This is a genomic window from Desulfotomaculum sp. OF05-3, assembly GCF_003435535.1.
GTDB lineage: Bacteria > Bacillota > Clostridia > Lachnospirales > Lachnospiraceae > Pilosibacter > Pilosibacter fragilis.
Map to the genome: position 1 here is coordinate 38,930 of NZ_QWGO01000017.1, position 19,107 is coordinate 58,036.

Here is a 19,107-nt window from a genome sequence, read left to right on the forward strand (position 1 = left end):
ACATAAGTCAGTTTAATAGCTTGAGCCATGAGAAATATCTGTTATAATTTGTAACTGTTCAGTAGGTCTGCGCACTTGCTGCGCTGACCGTAAGAAAACATAGGCTGGAAGGCAAAAATCCCATCAGCGAAGCTGATCTGGAATGGATTTTTGCACGTAACTATGAAGGCACTGAATAGTTACTATAATTTTATTATTACGATTACATGTAGAAATTCAACCGCTGGAAAACAGCATTGATTTTTATTACACTTTATGGAAGGAGACAGCCGCCATGGATCATCGTTTTTCCGGATTTCTCCGCAGGCTCTCGATCATCCTTTTCTGGATCGTTCTCTGGCAGACCGCTGCCTCCCTGATCCGGAATCATATTTTCCTTGTGGGGCCTGCCGATACGCTGCGGGCGCTCTGTGAGCAGATCCTCATCCCGGATTTCTGGTCCGCCATCGCGTTTTCTTTCTGGCGGATCAGCATCGGATTCTTTCTGGCGTTTTTTCTGGGACTTTTCACCGGATCTCTGGCGTACCATTTTCCCATCGTGGACGAATTCTTAGAACCGCCGGTGCAGCTCATGAAGACGGTTCCCGTCGCGTCCTTCGTGATCCTGGCGCTGATCTGGACCGGCTCTAAAAACCTCTCCGTCTTTATCTCGTTCCTCGTGGTCTATCCCATGATCCATGTGAACACGAAAGCCGGGCTGATATCTGCGGACCGGGAGCTTTTAGAGATGGCGGAAGTCTTCCACATCCCGTTTATCCGCCGGGCGCTCTATATCTACCGTACAGCACTCTACCCGTACTTAAAAAGCGCCTGCCGCACCGCTCTCGGCATGGGATTTAAGTCCGGGATCGCCGCCGAAGTCATCGGTGTACCGGACGGTTCCATCGGCGAGGGACTGTATCTCGCGAAGATCTATCTGAGCACCGCGGAGCTCTTCGCGTGGACGGTTGTCATCATTCTTGTGAGCAGTCTGTTTGAGAAAGGTTTTCTGTGGATTCTGAAGAAATGTGCCGGAAAGGGGGCTGATGTGAATGAGTCCGATAAATAAAAAAAATGACACTGCTCTCGCGCTCCGCTCCGTCACCAAATCCTACGACGGACAGCCGGTTCTCTCCGATCTCTCCCTGGAATTTTCCGCCGGGACTTTCTACTGTCTGATGGCACCATCCGGAAACGGAAAGACTACAATGTTCCGTCTGATCCTCGGACTTGAAAAGCCGGATTCCGGTGTGATCCTGTTCGGCACACCGACAGAGAATCCCGGCAATAACGATATAAAAGCATCTTCCGGCACGGTATCAAAATCTGATCCTTGCAGGATCCGTGGGATGCGTCCCCTGATCTCCGCAGTTTTTCAGGAAAACCGTCTTCTGGAAGGCTATACCGCCATTGAAAACCTCCGCTTCGCTCTTGGAAAGCGATATTCCAACGAAGCTCTGACCGCATACCTGCTCCGTCTTCTTCCGGAAGATGCCCTGAATAAGCCCGTCTGTGAATTCTCCGGCGGCATGAAGAGGCGTGTCGCGATCCTGCGCGCGATCCTCGCACCGACCGATATCATTCTCATGGATGAGCCGTTTACCGGACTGGACGCCGATACAAGGCAGCTCACGATCGACATGGTCAAAGAGCTCTGCGCCGGAAAGCTCCTGATCGCCGCTACCCATTCGGAGGACGACGCAGAACTTCTGGGGGCGAAGATCATTCACTTATAAGTCAGGAAAAGCGTTCTCCTGTCCGGTCGTCTCATAAACGGATATCCCTCGGGAAAACGCTTTTTATTATTTACGCAAGGTGAAGACAGTAACAGATTTTTCTCTCTATCTTGTCGCAAACCGCTTATCCAGCTTCCTCATATGGAAGAAGTAGACCACAAACATCAGACCTCCCGTAAACAGCCAGGACGCCACATACACGTTCATCAACATATCAAAGGTTGTCACCATCCGGAATATTGTTGTGAGCCAGATCAGACGGAACACCACCGTTCCGAGGATCGTGATCACAGAGGGCTCCAGAGATTTTCCGGTTCCCCGCAGACAGGAGCTTGTAACCTCATATGTCGCGGTCAGTCCCTCTAACGAGCACACACGATCCATCCGGATGATCCCGTACGCCGCCACTGCCGCACTCGTCGTGTAAATGCTGACAAAGAAATCCTTTCCAACGATAAAAATCACGCTGAGGATCTCCGTGAATCCAAATCCGAAAAGCAGACAGAGCCAGAAGATCTTTCTGCACCGCTTCATATTGCCCGCGCCGAAGTTCTGACTTGTAAATGTCACCGCCGCCTGGGCAAAAGCATTGGCAATGTCGTATGTAAAATACTCAAAGTTCAGCGCAAGAGATGAACCCGCGATAGCCGCCTCTCCGAACATGTTGATCCCACTCTGGATAAACACGTTGGAGACAGAGAAGATCGCACCCTGAATCCCCGCCGGAATTCCGATCATAAGGACTCTTTTCAGTTCATTTTTATCAATCCGTATGCGATGGGGCCGGAAGCAGAACTCGTCATCCCTGTTGTACAGATGGGAAAGGATCAGGAATGCGCTGACCATATTGGAAATCAGCGTGGCGATCGCGACTCCCTCAACTCCCATATGGAACCCGATGACAAGCATTAGGTTTAAAATCACATTCAGGACTCCGGAAACAATCAGATAATACATTGGTCTTCTGGTATCCCCGTAGCTTCTCACAATGGCAGCACCAAAGTTGTACGCGACCATAAACGGGATTCCCACAAAGTAGATCCTGATATATAAGAGTGCCTGATCTAACACCGTCTCCGGCGTTCCGGATGCCACAAGGATCCGTCTTGCCACCAGCATTCCGATCACGAGAAGCGCAATTCCGAGAACCGCGCCGAAGGTCAGGATCGTGTGGACCATGCTGTTGATCTTTCCGCGGTTTTTCTGTCCGATCAGGTTCGCAAGCGCCGCGTTCGGTCCCACCGCGAGTCCCACGATCAGGTTTACAAAAATTCCAACGAGCGCCACACAGCTCCCGACCGCCGCCAGCGCCTGGTCCCCGGCGAACCGCCCGACGACCGCCACATCCGCGGAATTAAATAACTGCTGTAAAATACTGCTGAATGCCAGCGGAATTGAAAACAGGATCAGTTTTCCCGCGAGTCCGCCGTTTAACATATCCATTTCTTTTGACTTTTTTCCTGTCTGCTCCACTTTCTGTTGTCCTTTCCGATCTTTTCACTTCTGTATCATTTTGAATATTTTCATATTGTCCGGGTGTATTATATACCATATTTTCTATTTTGTGTAAAAATAATGGAGCTTTACCAGAAGAGATCACTCTCCCGTGCTCTTTATGACCAGAAATTTTCCAAAATAAAACTCCCGCATGATCCAGTTACAGTTGAGAATTTCCCTTCCGCACAAAAACGGATGGACCCATCTCTGATCCATCCGTTTTCCTCTCTTATTATTTTTCGTAAAGATTCGACTTTTCTGAAAGTACATACTGATCATACAATTCTGTTCATGTCTTCTTCACGATCTCAGAACTGCAATGCGCATCAAAATCTGCCTTTGTCTCCCAAAGATCGGAAACGATCACGACATCCGGATCATCCACCGATTTACTGATAAAATAATGGACATTTCCATGCTGTTCCCGGAACTGTTCTACCAGATTCGCATGTTTCAGCTCTCCGATATATTCTTCCCGTTTCCCGTCTTTTATCGTCAGGGCTGCAATATAGTGGGTCACAGATCACTCTTCCTTTCGATTATCATTTCGTTACTGGTGAAGTTCCCGTATTTTAGGAGTTCGCCCAGCACTGGTCCTTGTTTCGATTCCTTTGATTTTCCTGCCTTCAGACATTTTTAGGAATCGCAAAACACATTCTCATTGTCTGTCAGATCGACTTTCCAAGCTCATAAGCCTGTTCCAGTTCCGGCTTTCCGGTGATGTCTCCGACATCCCCATTGCCTCCCGCAAGAACATGCCCGATATTTTTCCATCTCAGATGTTTCATCAGGTGATCATAATAAGTCAGGACATCCTCAAATCCATTTCCTTCTGCCGCCATTAAAAGTGCGCTTGCCCGTCCATGTCCCCGGAGCAGGTTTCCATCGCCTTCCTCAAGTGCAAACAGTCTGTCGATCGCTGTTCTGATCTGTCCGCTCATATTCCAGTAATACAAAGGAGTCGCAAGAATGATCACATCACATTCTTTTACGGCCGGATAGATCTGTGACATATCGTCTTTCTGGACACATGGGCATTCGCGGCTGCTGTGACCGCCAAAACAGCCTTTACAACCATGGATTTCCATGTGATCAAGAAAGAATTCCGTAACCACATTCCCTGCACTCTCTGCGCCTTCCGTAAACTTTCGGACCAGAGCGGAAGTGTTCCCATTTTTTCTGGGACTTCCATTCAGTATTACAATCTTCTTTCCCATACCTGCACTCACCTTTTCTCTCAGATCTTCTCTGCCAGTTCAGCCGCCTGTCTGCATCCGTCTGTTTTTTCGATCTCTCCTGCGTTTAAAACACCCGGGACCAGCACTTCGCCGATCATATTCCACTTCAGCAGAGCAGCCGTACGCTCGATCGGGATCCGGACACCGTCCATGACAGACAGGTCATTTTCCTCACAGCAGGTGATCACGGCACATTCCTTGCCTGCGATCTCTTTCCCTGCCACACAGAAGGAATACATTTTGTCGATAACCCCTTTGATCTGGGCCGGGATCGAATACCAGTAAACCGGTGTGCTGAACACAACTGCATCTGCTTCCAGGATTGCCGGCGCGATCATATTAAAATCATCGTCAAAGGAACAAGCCTTTCCAGTCTTAAAACATGTCTCGCATGCATGACATCCGCCAACCTGTTTCATCGCTGCATCAAAGCGGGTAACGGTATGCCCTTTATCCTCAGCTGCTTTGATAAATGCCTCTGTCATTGCAAAACTGTTGCCGTTTTTTCTTGGGCTTCCTGTGATAACTACGATTTTTTTGCTCATAAAATTTTCCTCCGCTTCTATTGGATCAGCTTTTTTTGTTGCTTATATCGGAATTATATCAAGAATGATTTCAAATACAAGTACGCACATTTAAGTGCAATACTAACATTATAGTTTAATACTTACCTATACGATAGTATTGATCAGATCAGTGACTCCGTGTAAAGTAACTATTTTCTCCTTCGTTTTTTCATCCTGACACTGAGCTTTTATTTAAATCTCTTTTTAAAAACGGGTATACCGATTCTGGTATACCCGCCGCAAAAATTATGTCCGCTCTCTGCTTACTCCCGGATTTCTCCCTTCTTCAGACGGTCAAAGAAATCAAGTGTGAGCTCCCGCATCTTCGGAACCCAGAACATGATGCCGATGACATGAACCAGGATCGCCCACATGTTGCCAAAATCTACCCACGGGAGTGCCGCATCAACACCGATCGTGCCTCCGATGAAACAGCAAACCACAACCAGGATCTGCATGATCCGCTTTGCTGCTTTTCCCAGCAGGCTTTCCGCAAGGATCCCTGCCGATGTTGACATGGACAACGCTGAAGATGCTGCGAAAAGGATCAGGCTGATGGATGCCAGGAGTCTTCCCGGAAGACCGATCGTTCCAAATGCATTGATCGCCAGAACAGAACCAGGATCTCCAGTCTCCCATGTTCCTGTGACAAGAATGACCATTGCGCTGAACGTACAGATGATCATCGTGCACATAAATACCTCGAAAATACCAAACATTCCCTGCTTGACCGGCTCATTTGTGTCCGCCTGGGCATGCAGGATGCTGGCGCTTCCGTTTCCTCCGTCATTCGAGTACACACCTCTGGAACAACCGTTTTTGATCGTTGCCGCCAGCGCAGCCCCTGCAAATCCGCCGGTTGCCGCTGTCCCTGTAAATGCATTTGTAAAGACGGAGATCAGAGCCGGAATCAGATTCTGAATATTCAGAATGATCAGAAGTGTTCCAGCTGCCATATAGATGATCGCCATTGCCGGTACCAGTTTGTCAGTGACCTTTACAAGTGCGCCAAGACCGCCAAGAATAACCAGAACGATGATCACACAGCAAACTACGGTTGTGATCAGGGACGGCACTCCGAATGTATGTACAGAGGAGCTGATCGCTCCGGTGTGAACGCCGCATCCGATCGCCATTCCAAAGCAGCAGGTGATCGCCCAGATCCATCCAAGTGGTTTCCAGATCTTTGCCAGATAAATATTCGCTCCGCCGCGCCACTGTCCGTTTGCATCCTTTTCTCTTGTATACACGCCAAGCAATGCCTCAGAATATTTTAATGCCATCGCGACAAAACCGATCACCCACATCCAGAAAACCGCTCCGGGACCTCCTAACGCGATCGCACTTCCGACACCGATGATGTTGCCGGTTCCGATCGTATTTGCAAGTGTCGCTACCATCGCCGACCAGCTTGAAATTCCTTCTTCACTCTTACTGTGCGCTGCATCACCGAATGTTGCCTTCAGCATGTAGCCAAAATGTTTGATCTGGACAAAATCGCATGCCACGGTGATTACAAGCCCGCCGCCGATCAGCAGGGCAAGGATCGGGAATGTCCACATCCAGTTCGTAAATGCCATGATTGCATTGTAAATTGCCATATGATCTTCCCCCTGTTATTTCAGTAATGACGCAAAGTACATAAAGATACGGTCCTGATCCAATGTTCCCTTGATCGGATCTCTGTGCATCAGCTCCGGATGCCACTGTACCATAATGATCGGCAGCTCCTTATGTATCATTCCTTCTATAATACAGGTTCTCTTGCACTCTATCTCCAGGTTCTCATCATTTTCGATCTTTTCCAGCCATTCTTTTTTCTGCTCCGGGCTAAGCTTTCCCGAAAGCCATACCTGACCGATCTTAAATCCTTTTCCCAGTTTTTTTACAGCCTGATGATGAGCAGAATTGACGATTCCGGTATCACCGTAGATGATCGCGAATGGAGTTCCTGAAATGCAGACCGTATCATGCAGCTTATTCTCGTTCGGAACATATTTATGCATAGTTCCATTCTCCAGATCCTGGATCAATGTTCCCCCAAAATAAACATTAACCAACTGCATTCCTCTGCAGATCGCCAGGATCGGCTTCTTTGCTTTTACCGCAGCGTCGATCATTGCCATCTGCTCATCATCCAGCGTTCTGTCGAGGTTCATGCTGCCCTGATTCTCTTCCCCATAAAGCTCAGGATCAACATCCGGCAGACCTCCCGGAAATATCACTCCGTCGCAGTCTTCAATGTCCTTCGGATCAAGCGTGATGGACAACTCCACGTTCAGATCCTTCATGGCATCCTGAGTTCCTTCATACAAACCGTATTCATCAATACCACGCTCAACATACAACACCTTTTTCTTCACATCTTTACCTCCTGTTTATCTGATTCTGCCTGAGTCCGTATCCCATGACTACGGTCAAAAGATACGAATCTTCGCCAGATCATTGTACTATTTCCATTTTGCTGCTGTGCAAAATCATGTAAAACATTACGTTTTCATCATTGACAGGTAAAAAAACTATAGGTATAATAGAAACATCTCTTAAAGCAATTTCATTTCGCACGAGTGGCTCAGTGGTGGAGTATCGCCTTGCCAAGGCGAGGGTCGCGGGTTCGAATCCCGTCTCGTGCTCTCGTTATGTACCCCGGAATCTTATAACAGGTTCCGGGGTTTTTAGATATAAAAGAAGTAATCTTCCGATATGAAATGCTTATTTGTTCCTGCGAAGCTTCTCAACAAACTCTTTCAATCTCTTACATCCCTCAACGACATTCTCATAGCTATTCGCGAAGGACATCCGGACATAATGATCACCTTCCGTCCCGAATACATCGCCCGGAACAAGGGCAACTTTTGCGTTCTCAAGGAGCAGCGGTGCGAATTCCTGCCCGGTCATGCCGAGTTTTTCAATGTTGATGAAGATATAGAATGCACCTTTCGGACAGCGGCAGCTTAAGCCGTCGATCTCATTGATGGCTTTGACTGCGTAGTCGCGGCGTCTCTGATACTCTTTGACCATGTCGGTGACTTCGTTTTTCTCTTCTTTGAGGGCAACGACGCCTGCTTTCTGTACGAAGGAAGTTGCGCATGTGACCACATGCTGATGAAGCTTGTTGACGGTCTTAACAATCTCCTCATTGCATGCAGCATATCCGAGTCTCCATCCGGTCATGGAATACGCCTTTGAGAAGCCATTCAATGTGATGGTACGCTCTTTCATTCCCGGAAGGGAAGCGATGCTGATGTGCTTTGCATCATCATATAGCAGTCTCTCGTAAACCTCATCGGAGATGACCATGATGTCGTTCTTCACTGCGATTTCCGCCAGTTCCTTTAAGACATTCTCAGCGAGAACACCTCCGGTCGGGTTGCTCGGTGTGATGAGGACCATGGCTTTTGTTCTCGGAGTTACCTTTGCGCGGATCTCATCGAGATCGATCTGGTAATCATTCTCTTCCTTTAATGTATAGGTGATCGGTGTTGCGCCGAGAAGCTTCGGTACATTTAAGTAGTTTAACCAGCCTGGATTCGGAACGAGAATTTCATCGCCCTCATCGAGAATCGCTGTCATTACATCGAAGACAGCCTCGGAAAGACCAACGCTGACGATGATCTCGGACGGCTTGTAGTCGACATTATTCTGAGTCTTTAATTTCCAAGCGATCGCCTCGCGGAGCTCCATGGTACCGAAGTTGGAGGTGTAGAAAACGTCACCTTTCTCGATATCGGCGATGCAGGCTTTTTTGATATATTCCGGTGTGTCAAAATCCGGACGACCAAGTTCAAAGTGGATCACGGTCTCACCGGCACGCTCCATTGCAAGCGCTTTTTCGTTTACTTTTCTAATTCCGGACGGAGCGAGCTCGTCCATTCTTTTTGCAAATAATTTATCCATCACTAAAGTTCCTTTCTGCTTTACGCTTCCCAGTCCAGAAGGAGCGACCTGATATTGGCTGTTTCAATCCGTATTGCCCCGCTGTTTTCACACGCAGCGGGACAATACATGTTTTCTGATTAATATGCGGTCGTCATAGCGCCGTCTAAGAGGATCGTCTGGCCAGATACATATGTGTTTGCCTCAGAGCAGAGCCATGTTGCGAGACGACCGTACTCGTCGATAGTGCCGTAGCGCGCCATCGGGAATTTCTTAAGGTCCTCTTTTTCATAGTCGGATACGCTGATTCCAGCTTTGTCCGCGCGCATCTTATTTAAGCTCTCGATTCTTGCCGTGCCGATACGACCAGGTCCGATGACATTGATCAGGATGTTGTCCTTGCCGACTTCTCTTGCAAGTGTCTTGCTCATGCCGACAACGCCCATTCTCATGGTGTTGGAAAGGATCAGGTTGTCGAGGCAGTCCTTAACAGAAGAGGATGTAGAGTTTACGATACGGCCACCGCCGAGACGTTTCATGGACGGGAGTACCGCACGGATGGTTCTTACATAGGAAAGGAGACACATATTGAAAGCGCCTGTCCATGCTGCGTCATCAAAGTTCTCGAACGGTCCCGGCTTCGGACCCGGGCACATATTTACTAAAGCGTAGATGTCGCCGAGAGTATCGACCGTATGTTTTACAAGTGCGTCAATGTCTTCCGGTTTATTCACATCGCAGAGGAATGTTTCCGGTCTATTTCCGGTCTCTTTCTCGATCTCAGCCTGCGCCTCGAGGAGCTGATCCTTAAACGGTTCAGCGGTGCAGATCATAACCTTTGCGCCCTCACGCGCCATCTCTGTTGCGATTCCTTTTCCAAGTCCTGCTGCAGATGCCATGCAAAGAACAACTTTATCTTTTAAACCTAAATCCATGATAGATACCTCCAATTTAAATGTTTTGAAACTGGTAACTGTTTATCTCTTCACAGCTATCCGGGATCAAATTATTGTTTTAATTATTTGAATTGTTTGATTAAAATACAGTAATTGAATAAGTTCTATTTCTCCGGATGCTTTTTCAAGTCAACGACCGGGTTCACAAGCGGTGCCATCTCAAATCCGTCCGGTCCCTGGATGCGGCATTCCGCTATGTCGCCGTCCTGAATGTGGAATGCTCTCGGTGTTCCGGTGGAAAGGATGTCTCCTGCGTACCAGCCCTGAATACTGCTGTGCAGGGACACGAGGCGTGCCGGGCGGTGTGTCATATTCGCAACTACGTTTTCCGCGTGAACCTCGCCATTGTGGATACTCTGTACATTTAATTTCAGCACATCCGGAACCTCATCCGGTGTTACGAGCTGCGGTCCAAAGGAGAAGAAGGTCGGGAAGTTCTTGACGATGCAGAGGTATCTCGGATTTCCTGTCACATAATCATTTCCCTTTAAGATGGACTCCTCTGTCATGTCGAGGATCGTTGTGTATCCGACGATGGCATCCTGCCAGTTCTCCTCGGAAACGTCTCTGCAATCCTTTCCCATGATGATTCCAAGCTCTGCCTCAGCGGTCGTCTTCTGCGCTTCTTTTAACTTCGGAAGCAGGATCTCGTCCCCAGGTCCGATCAGGGTATCTGCCATCTTGAAGAAGCTTCCCGGGAATCCCTTCGGCGCTGCGGATCCGATGTCTCCCGCATGATCCACATAGTTAAGACCGATTCCAAAGATACGTTTCGGGTTGCGGTAAAGCGGACCATATACAACATCTGCGTTCGGGACAAGACCTGCAATGTTCTCAAGCTCTTCCTTTCCGCCCTCGTTATACCATTTTGTTAAGCCCGGGATCTGCTGTTTCTGGATCAGGCTCATCATGTCTTCCGCCCATGCAGTTCCCTTTGCGGCGTTCAGCGCCTTGATCGGAAGAATACCGCGATTTAATACGATACCGGCTTTTTCTGTTCCGTTTACCTTGATAGTTGCTAATCTCATGCTGAATCCTCCTTATACTGTGACTTCTTTGTGGTTCCCGCTTCATGCGGAGCTTCTGTTCTGACGCATCCGACCTCTGTGCGGTAACTCTTTATGTACCTTGCTTGTTTCTGACATTACTGTAACATCTATGAGAAAAGATTTCCAACTCGCTTTCAGATATGGATGTATAAGCAAATGCTTATAGGGGATAAACGAAAAGCGCCCGGAACAGAATTCTGTTCCAGACGCTTTTCGCCTGATACTATATATTTTGACAGATACGCAGTCGGTATCCATCCACGTTATTTCTTCGCAAGCATTAGATATTTAATAAAGTCATCCACCGTCGGTCCAACGCCGGGATAGCGCTTCATTGTCAGCAGAATTGCCCTCTTCGCCAGAGGATCCCCGAGCTTATAATAACACAGCTTTTCGGTATTCTCCGTGTATTTTAAAAGCCCATCCCGGAAGAAAATAATACCGGTCTGTCCACTTCTCGCCACGTTATAGGCTGTCTGAAGCTGATCGAAGGACATCACGACGTTTGGCTCAAATCCCGAATGCGCACAGATATCCATACTCCTGCGATAGGCATCGTGATGTTTTTTGAGCATCAAAAACGGTTCCTTCGCGACAAGGGAAAGATCAACAGCCGGTACCGAATCATCCAGAAAACTTCTGTTTAAGATCGCCTCTCTCGAGATCTGATATTGTTTCATTCTGTCATTGACCTCAAAGGAGGCCGGAACAGCCATTACCATATACTCATATCCCAGTGTCACACTCTCAAACATTTCCGGATCCAGCACCTCGACATCGATCGTGATATTGAACTGTCCGGAACGGAGACCTGCGTCCATGCCGGAGGCATCCGTCTCCGTCACATTGATCCTGCATTTCGGATTGAGCCGGTAGTAGCCACGGATGATATCCGGGAGAAGATAGGCGCAGAAATATCCGGAAGTTCCAATATTGATGATTCCCGTCCGGATTCCGGCAAGATCCGCAAAGTGCTGTTCGACCTCGTTCCTCAGCTCATAGATCTTTCTCGCCTGCTCAAGGTAATACTGCCCTGCCGGTGTCAATGCCACCGGCGTGACGGCACGGTCAAAAAGCAGGATCCCGTAAAGATCCTTTTCCAGCTTTTTGATTGCGCCGCTGAGCGCCGGCTGGGACACATAAAGCCTCTGGGCTGCCTTCGAAAAGCTACCCTCTTTGGCGATCTCCATCACATATTCATATTCGCGCCTGCTGAACATGTCGCATTCACCCCTTGTTTCTATCTGGTGGTTTCCTGTATCTGCCAGTGCCATTGCCAATGCGCACAAAGATTTCCCTAGTTCCCATCTCCCGGAAATCCTGCAATATTTCCAATGGCTTCCGTCGGCGCAGCCGCGGTTGTTTCCTCACCCGGGCCCTTTGGCGCGGCCGCCGTCGTTGCTTCTGTCACCAGTGCAGCCGTCGTCGCTGCCTCAGTCGCTGCCGCTGTCGTCGATGCAGCCGTTGTCTCACTGTGTGTGCCCTTTGTCTCAGATCCACCGGTGGACGCCGCTGTTGTCGATGCGCCGGAAGAACCGGCTGCGGTTGTCGCGGCAGCAGAGCTCTCCGGCGCGACGCTCTCTCCCGGAACGTATCCGTCCGGCATTCCGTCTACAGCTGCCGCGGACGTGGACTCAACGGCCGTCGTCTCATCCGGTGAAACCTTCACGGTTCCCGTATTTCTGCGGATCACAGCTGCGTGTCCCTTGTAGGTCTTCGCGTGATCTTCTGTCTTCTCGACAACAGTTCCGTTCTTTGAAACGATCTTATAGGTAACCCAGCGGCTGCCGTTCGTCGCCGCCTTCTGTGTCACCTCAGTACCCGGATCCAGTGTCGGATCCTCCACATAAGTCGGCTCCGGCGGCGGAAGCTCATCCGTCTTCTCAGACTCCAGACTCCAGGTGATTCCATCTTCCAGAACCGGTACTCCGTAGAAGGAGACTGTCATCTTCCGGTTGCTGTAGTTCGCGCGGATACCGATCGCCGCCTTTGATGTATTGATAAACCGGAAATCCGGAATATCCCAGCTGATCGCCGCATCCTGTCCCGGAGTTACGTAGTTCGGCTCAAAGGTATGGGATCTTCGGAATGTGATCTGCATTCCGGACTGGAATGCCACACGGTACATCGTCGAAGATACCTGGCATACACCACCGCCCGGTTCCTGTACGACCTCGCCTCCACTGTAAGCAGCCGCTTCCTGATATCCCTTTTCCGCCGTGCGCTGTCCCACGACCTTATTAAAGGAAAATTCCTCACCCGGCTGCACGATGGTTCCGTTGATAGCCCTGGCCGCGAGCTTTACGTTCGTATTTCTCTTCTCGTTGGCGGTAGTCTCCGTCGTAAACGTGGAAAGAGTCTTATACTGCTCCTTCGCGTTCGCTGCAGAAAGCTCCGGCTGGCTCTCATTGACCTCAGCCTGGATCACGGCGTCATAGTTTCCGCTTGTCGCAGCCTCCACGAGGTCCTTTATAAGCTTCTCCTGGTTCACCGCCTTGCCCGGAGCTCCGTCCGCAAACAGGAACTTATCCGTCGCAGCGTCATACTCTGAGATAGAGCCGTTCTTTGCCTTCACATCCCACTTCGCCGCCGCGTCCGCCGCTGCCTCTGCCGCAGCGGACTGCAGATCCTCGGAGTCTTCAACCGCGAAGGTGTACTCTCCCTCTGCCTTTCCCGTGCAGATTCCATCTAAAAACGCGTCAAGATCAGTGTCGATCAGGTTCTCCGCGTCGATACTCTCCCCGTTGTAGGTGATCGTCACCTTCCACGGATATTCTTTTTCAATAGCGGCCTTCGCCTCACTTCTCGTCATTCCCTTTAAGGAAATTCCATTTACACTGATATCGGAGGCCTGGAATGTGGATTCCTCGATGGCACTGGCCTCCGTCTCTTTTCCGTGGCTCTTTCCGCCGGAAAAGATCCGGATCACGCCCGCGATCAGCACGACGCAGATCACCGCACTGCCGATCATGATCCGCCGTCTCATAATGCGCTTTCTCTTCCTGCGCTGTGCCCGGATCCACGCCGGGGAATGCTGGCGGTACTCGTCCCGATGTTCTCTCTGTCTGTTTGTGTTTCTCTTTTCCATATTTCTTCAACTTTCCGGAAAATTAGAATCGTTTTCCATGCTTATGTCAACATAGTTACAGGGTCCGCATCAAATGACGCTGAACCCTGATGTATACAATGTTCGTCGTACACTGCTGTACGCTTCTCAGATACTCACTCATTATATCGGTCTGCCAAACCATTGTCAAGAATCCAGGAGGTCTATTTGTATCTCATATCAGCCTAAAAATCCCAGATGCTCCAGCAGGATCTTAACTCCCATGAGTATCAGGATCACGCCGCCGGCCAGCTCCGCCCTCGACTTATATTTCATCCCAAATACATTACCGGCCTTTACCCCGATTGCCGACAAAACAAAGGTCGTACAGCCGATAAAGGTCACCGCCCAGACGATATTTACATGGAGAAATGCGAAGGTGACTCCCACGGCGAGGGCATCGATACTCGTCGCAACCGCCAGCGCCAGCATGGTTTTCACATCAAAGCTCGCGCTGACCTCTTCCTCTTCATCCTCTCTGGATTCTTTGATCATGCTTGATCCAATGATCCCGAGAAGCACAAAGGCGATCCAGTGGTCGATCTGTGTGATCATGGACTCAAACTGGCTTCCGAGAAGGTAGCCGATCGTCGGCATCAGAGCCTGGAATCCGCCAAAATATGCACCGCAGATCAGCGCGTGCTTCGGTTCCATCTTTTTTACCGACAAGCCCTTACAGACAGACACCGCGAAGGCGTCCATCGACAGCCCTACTGCCAGAATAAACAATTCCAGAAGTCCCATAGATCATTTCCTCCAAATTTTATTTCTTGTTGATTTTCCCACCAGTGAGAGGCTCGCAAATGCATAAAAAAAGAGACCCTCTCTGTCTTTTCCCGACAGATAAGTCTCATCATTTAAAGTAAAACCAGGATCATTTCCAGTATGTTGGCCTTACTGCGCCAGCGGCGCCGACTACTCCCTTATTCTGGTAGTTATTCGATTCGTGATCCTAAAGAAGAATGCGGATGAAGGGATTTGAACCCCCACGGTTGCCCGCCAGCTCCTAAGGCTGGTGCGTCTGCCAGTTCCGCCACATCCGCATGATCTCCGATAGAATCTCATTATAGCGTGTTTAAAAAGAATTGTCAATTACGCTTTTGTTTTATTTTCCGCACAGGATTCCCACAGAGTTACAGTACACGGGCACTGTAACAGGATTTTGCCGATGCTTCGCATTCCGAACCGGCAAAATCCGCGGTCATAACGGTATCATACGGAATTTTCAGTTCAGAAAATTCCTACCCATGAAAAGTAACTTTCCACCGACTGACGCCCTAAAATATCCTTATCTACCGCGGCATTTTCTTCTCTTCCTCATCGTAGTCATCCAGGAAATTATACGTCCAGTCTCCCTTGTGATAGCCGATGACCGTTTTTAAATTAATATTGTGGACACTGTTGAAAATGTTCATGTCGATGGTATCGCAGCGCTTCCTGAGCTCCGCGATCAGCTCCTTCATCTCGTCGCGCTTCGATCCCTTTTCGCCGCCGCATGTCGCGCAGCGCTCGGTGAAGCGGCAGGCGCACTGAATAAAGTGAAGGTTGTTGTAATCCCTCCAGGCCTTGATGTCCGCCTCGCGGACCATGTACATCGGGCGGATCAGCTCCATGCCCTCGAAGTTCTTGCTGTGGAGCTTCGGCATCATCGTCTCGACTTTTCCGCTGTACAGCATGCCCATGAGCGTCGTCTCGATCACGTCATCGAAATGATGCCCCAATGCGATCTTATTGCAGCCAAGCTCCTTCGCGTGGGAGTAAAGGTAACCGCGGCGCATTCTCGCACAGAGATAGCACGGACTCTTATCCACGTCAGCGACAATATTGAAGATATCGCTCTCAAACACATTGATCGGGATGCCGAGAAGCTTCGCGTTGTTTAAGATGATATTCCAGTTGTCCTCGTTGTAGCCCGGATTCATCACAAGGAATACGAGGTCGAATTTTACCTTGCCGTGAAGCTGCAGCTCCTGTAAAAGCTTCGCCATCAGCATCGAGTCTTTTCCGCCGGAAATGCAGACCGCGATCTTATCGCCTTCCTTAATTAACTCGTAGTCATGGACTCCCTTTGTGAACCGTCTCCAGATGGACTTGCGGTATTTCGTGATGATGCTGCGCTCGATGGCTTTCGTCCGCTCCGTGACCTCTTCCTCGTTCATGACCATCATGGATAAGGACAGGCGCAGGAAGGAACGGTATCCGCCCTCCACGCTTCCGGCATCAAAGCCCGCATCGCTCATAAGCTCTGCAACGTAAAGACTCTTATTTCCGGTGTGACAGAGTACCCATACCGGCTTGTCCTTCGGGATCGCCGCGAGAAGCTTTCCCACATTCACGCCCTCTTCCCAGGCTTTTCCATCGCCGATGGTGCCGGATTCCAGATCCGCCTCTTCCGGATTCTCCAGATATTCCACCAGCTTGTCCTCCGGGATATTTAAGGCGGCGTCCATGGACCCCTTTTTGTATTCCTCCGCCGGACGGATGTCAATGATCGTCCGGTCAAAGGTTCTTCCATTGATCAGCTCTGCGGCTGTAATCGTTTTAATCATTCTTTTTCTATTCTCCGTTTACGGCCGTCTCCGGGTGCCGGGGTGCCGTCACTGTTTCTATAGGAAGAAAATCCCTGTATTTTCAAGGAGTTTCCGATTTTATACAACGGTTGACATGATAACATAAGGAAAAAAAGCTGTCAATCTGTATCTTTGCAGTTCTTTATTTTCCCATGATGTCCTGCAGCATATAGACTCTATTGAACGGGAATGAGAAGTAATATCCGTCCGCAAAATCTTCCACCATCTTCATGACTTCCTTCGCGAGCTGGATTCCCGCTGCCTCGCCTTCCTTGCGGTTCGCTTTCTCCGGGTATCTGGCAACGATCTCGTCCGTCACGTTGACGCCTGCGATCTCATTTTTCATGAACATGGCATTTTTTCTGCTGATCAGCGGCATGATCCCGCAGAGGATTGTCGCGCCCGTCTCCTCCTTGATCCGGCGCAGTCTCGCCGCGTCCTCCTTCGTGAATACCGGCTGGGTCAGGAAGAACTCCGCGCCCTCTTCCATCTTTTTCTTCACACGTCCAATCTCCACATCCAAGTTCTTTCTTCCCTGGTTGATGGCACCGCCGTAGCAGAGCGGGTTCTTCGCGAAGACATCCTCGTTCATCTCCTTTGCGATCTTCATGAGACCGGTGGAGTCGGAGTTGAACACCGCCTTTACGGTCTGTCTCGCTGTGGACAGGATCGGATCTCCTGTAATAATTAAGAAGTTATGGATGTCATTGATGGCCGCTCCCAAAAACAGGGACCGCATAGCGATGGCATTCCGGTCACGGCAGCAGATATGCGGCATCACATTAAGGCCTGTAGCCTGACGGACCTTGCTCGCCATGAGGACGGAATCGACTCTTGTCCGCCCGGACGGGGAATCCGGGAATGTGAGGACATCCACGCCCGCATTCTTTAAAAGATGGGCCGACTCCAAAAGCTTCTCATCATCCGCATCAAAGGGCGGGGCAAGTTCTACCGCGATGAGCTTTTTCTGTTTCCTCTCTCCGTTTTCATCGTAAAGGAATCCATGTCTCTGGACATGTCCCGTCTGCTCCCCATTATCCGTCTCTGTATCCAGGACAATCTTGTTTAAGATTCCGTCCCATAAAGACATTTCTCCGATAAATTCCGGGGTCGTTCCACAACATCCGCCGAGAATATCTGCGCCGAGCGCCTGAAGTTCCTTCATCTTCTCCGCAAAGTATGCCGGTGTGTTGCCAAACTGGAGCTTATTTCTTGTCAGTGTCGGATATCCCGCATTCGGGATCGCAAGCAGGAACTTATCCCCAGGACGTCCTGCCTTTTCCAGGATCTGGCGCATATGGGCTGGACCTACGCCGCAGTTTAAGCCCACCGCATCGATCTCCGGAACAGCCGCCGCATCCGCTAACAGGCGCTTCGCGCTGAGTCCCGCCGCGCTGTAGCCGAACTGGTTTACAGAGAAGGAGACCATGATAAACATCTCATATTCCGCGCAGATCTTTTTGATCGCCGGGAGAATTCCGTCGAGGTCCGCGAATGTCTCAAAATCCAGAACTGTGACACCGCGCTCCGCAAAGGTCTTCGCAATCTGATAATACTCGTCCGCCGCTGCCGCCGCGTCCTCCGCTCCATTCACCGGAATCGGGCCGATATCTCCCGCAATCCAGGCATCTCTCCCGTTTACCGCGTCTCTCGCGATCTCAACCGCCGCCTGAATGTTTTTCTCAACTTCCGCAAAATCCTCCTGCAGTGTTTCTTTGTTTGACGCAAACGTATTTGTCCTGATAAATTTCGCTCCGGCATTCAGGTATTCCTCGTGGATCTTCTTTACTTTCTCCGTCGCAGTAATATTTGCCAGCTCCGGGATATCCTGAGTCTGGTATTTTGCGGCAAAATAGATTCCGAAGGCGCCGTCGGTGATGAGGTTGGTGGTTTTCAGATATTCGCGTAAATTCATGTTCGTCCTCCTGTGGGGTATCAGCTTTTATGGGGTAGTCTGACATTCTGACACAATTATTATATAGAAAAACCGGACCTCTGAAATTCAGAGATCCGGCAATTCATAAGAAGAGCGGGTGATGGGAATCGAACCCACGTATCCAGCTTGGAAGGCTGGTGTTCTACCATTGAACTACACCCGCGTATAAGTAATGAGAGGCAACTTTGCCATTACCTCTAGTGCCCAAAGCTGGAATCGAACCAGCGACACGAGGATTTTCAGTCCTCTGCTCTACCAACTGAGCTATCTGGGCGCATAAATTTGGAAGCACAGAGGAAAGGTAATAAATTTACGAAGAAAATTCCGTTGAGAGCTTGCTCACATAAGGAATTTTATTTGGAAATTTATTCGTTGATTTGTATTTACAAATCAACGTACATCTCGGGGACGCAGTTCCCGAGATGGGCTTTCCGCAGCTCGCCAAGAACTGCTCATTCCAATCTGGGACTTTTCATTCCCTAACTCCCTGGATCAATAATGGGCGGAGGTGGATTCGAACCACCGAAGCAAGTTGCAGCAGATTTACAGTCTGTCCCCTTTGGCCACTCGGGAATCCGCCCATATCATTCTGACAATT

16 protein-coding genes and 5 tRNA genes are annotated in these 19,107 nt (G+C 49.6%); 3 read left to right on the forward strand and 18 right to left on the reverse strand.

What is annotated here, in order from left to right; all coding sequences use genetic code 11:
• The first annotated feature begins 274 nt into the window (after positions 1–274).
• Positions 275–1,048 carry an ABC transporter permease subunit gene (locus tag DXA87_RS10350; RefSeq protein ID WP_117504270.1) on the forward strand — a complete coding sequence of 258 codons (774 nt, stop codon included), beginning with the start codon at positions 275–277 and terminating at the stop codon, positions 1,046–1,048.
• On the forward strand, positions 1,032–1,715 hold the full coding sequence (locus tag DXA87_RS10355; protein WP_117504272.1) for an ATP-binding cassette domain-containing protein: 684 nt from the start codon (positions 1,032–1,034) through the stop codon (positions 1,713–1,715). The genes DXA87_RS10350 and DXA87_RS10355 overlap by 17 nt, the downstream gene beginning before the upstream one ends.
• Positions 1,716–1,820: 105 nt before the next feature.
• On the opposite strand, the gene DXA87_RS10360 is transcribed toward DXA87_RS10355, so the two are convergent.
• The 6 genes from DXA87_RS10360 to DXA87_RS10390 all read right to left on the reverse strand — a co-directional run bounded on the left by DXA87_RS10360 (position 1,821) and on the right by DXA87_RS10390 (position 7,379).
• Positions 1,821–3,188, reverse strand: coding sequence for an MATE family efflux transporter (locus DXA87_RS10360; protein WP_348982219.1), 1,368 nt, complete (start codon positions 3,186–3,188; stop codon positions 1,821–1,823).
• A 313-nt stretch (positions 3,189–3,501) separates the two neighbouring features.
• On the reverse strand, positions 3,502–3,732 hold the full coding sequence (locus tag DXA87_RS10370) for an antibiotic biosynthesis monooxygenase family protein (RefSeq protein ID WP_117483455.1): 231 nt from the start codon (positions 3,730–3,732) through the stop codon (positions 3,502–3,504).
• Between the two features lie 148 nt (positions 3,733–3,880).
• Entirely contained in the window at positions 3,881–4,429 is a 549-nt protein-coding gene (locus DXA87_RS10375) for a flavodoxin family protein (RefSeq protein ID WP_117483456.1), read from the reverse strand.
• A gap of 20 nt (positions 4,430–4,449) precedes the next feature.
• Positions 4,450–4,995 (reverse strand): flavodoxin family protein, encoded by a 546-nt coding sequence (locus DXA87_RS10380; protein WP_117470855.1) that lies wholly within the window; start codon positions 4,993–4,995, stop codon positions 4,450–4,452.
• A 284-nt stretch (positions 4,996–5,279) separates the two neighbouring features.
• Positions 5,280–6,617 carry an amino acid carrier protein gene (locus DXA87_RS10385; protein WP_117504274.1) on the reverse strand — a complete coding sequence of 446 codons (1,338 nt, stop codon included), beginning with the start codon at positions 6,615–6,617 and terminating at the stop codon, positions 5,280–5,282.
• Positions 6,618–6,632: 15 nt separating this feature from the next.
• Entirely contained in the window at positions 6,633–7,379 is a 747-nt protein-coding gene (locus DXA87_RS10390; protein WP_117483458.1) for a gamma-glutamyl-gamma-aminobutyrate hydrolase family protein, read from the reverse strand.
• A gap of 198 nt (positions 7,380–7,577) precedes the next feature.
• Between DXA87_RS10390 and DXA87_RS10395 the strand changes: the two genes are divergently transcribed.
• Positions 7,578–7,649, forward strand: a tRNA-Gly gene (locus DXA87_RS10395).
• Between the two features lie 79 nt (positions 7,650–7,728).
• On the opposite strand, the gene DXA87_RS10400 is transcribed toward DXA87_RS10395, so the two are convergent.
• From DXA87_RS10400 to DXA87_RS10455, 12 genes are all read right to left on the reverse strand, one after another.
• The gene (locus DXA87_RS10400) at positions 7,729–8,913 is read right to left on the reverse strand and encodes a pyridoxal phosphate-dependent aminotransferase (RefSeq protein WP_117483459.1); all 1,185 of its coding nucleotides are present in this window, start codon (positions 8,911–8,913) and stop codon (positions 7,729–7,731) included.
• A 119-nt stretch (positions 8,914–9,032) separates the two neighbouring features.
• The gene (locus DXA87_RS10405) at positions 9,033–9,827 is read right to left on the reverse strand and encodes an SDR family oxidoreductase (RefSeq protein WP_117470859.1); all 795 of its coding nucleotides are present in this window, start codon (positions 9,825–9,827) and stop codon (positions 9,033–9,035) included.
• Positions 9,828–9,952: 125 nt separating this feature from the next.
• The gene (locus DXA87_RS10410) at positions 9,953–10,876 is read right to left on the reverse strand and encodes a fumarylacetoacetate hydrolase family protein (protein ID WP_117470860.1); all 924 of its coding nucleotides are present in this window, start codon (positions 10,874–10,876) and stop codon (positions 9,953–9,955) included.
• Positions 10,877–11,160: 284 nt separating this feature from the next.
• Positions 11,161–12,117 (reverse strand): LysR family transcriptional regulator, encoded by a 957-nt coding sequence (locus tag DXA87_RS10415; protein WP_117504295.1) that lies wholly within the window; start codon positions 12,115–12,117, stop codon positions 11,161–11,163.
• A 77-nt stretch (positions 12,118–12,194) separates the two neighbouring features.
• Complete coding sequence (locus tag DXA87_RS10420) at positions 12,195–13,985, reverse strand: VanW family protein (RefSeq protein WP_117504276.1); 1,791 nt, start codon at positions 13,983–13,985, stop codon at positions 12,195–12,197.
• Positions 13,986–14,183: 198 nt separating this feature from the next.
• Positions 14,184–14,747, reverse strand: a complete 564-nt coding sequence (locus DXA87_RS10425) for a manganese efflux pump MntP family protein (RefSeq protein WP_117504278.1) — start codon at positions 14,745–14,747, stop codon at positions 14,184–14,186.
• Positions 14,748–14,966: 219 nt separating this feature from the next.
• Positions 14,967–15,046: transfer RNA gene (locus DXA87_RS10430), tRNA-Leu, on the reverse strand.
• Positions 15,047–15,295: 249 nt separating this feature from the next.
• Positions 15,296–16,552 carry an ATP-binding protein gene (locus tag DXA87_RS10435; RefSeq protein WP_117504280.1) on the reverse strand — a complete coding sequence of 419 codons (1,257 nt, stop codon included), beginning with the start codon at positions 16,550–16,552 and terminating at the stop codon, positions 15,296–15,298.
• Between the two features lie 163 nt (positions 16,553–16,715).
• A complete protein-coding gene (locus tag DXA87_RS10440) occupies positions 16,716–18,488 on the reverse strand; it encodes a bifunctional homocysteine S-methyltransferase/methylenetetrahydrofolate reductase (protein WP_117504282.1) in 1,773 nt (590 codons plus the stop codon).
• A gap of 113 nt (positions 18,489–18,601) precedes the next feature.
• Positions 18,602–18,672, reverse strand: a tRNA-Gly gene (locus DXA87_RS10445).
• 38 nt (positions 18,673–18,710) lie between these two features.
• Positions 18,711–18,783 (reverse strand) — tRNA-Phe (locus DXA87_RS10450).
• Between the two features lie 225 nt (positions 18,784–19,008).
• Positions 19,009–19,090 (reverse strand) — tRNA-Tyr (locus DXA87_RS10455).
• Between the last annotated feature and the right edge of the window lie 17 nt (positions 19,091–19,107).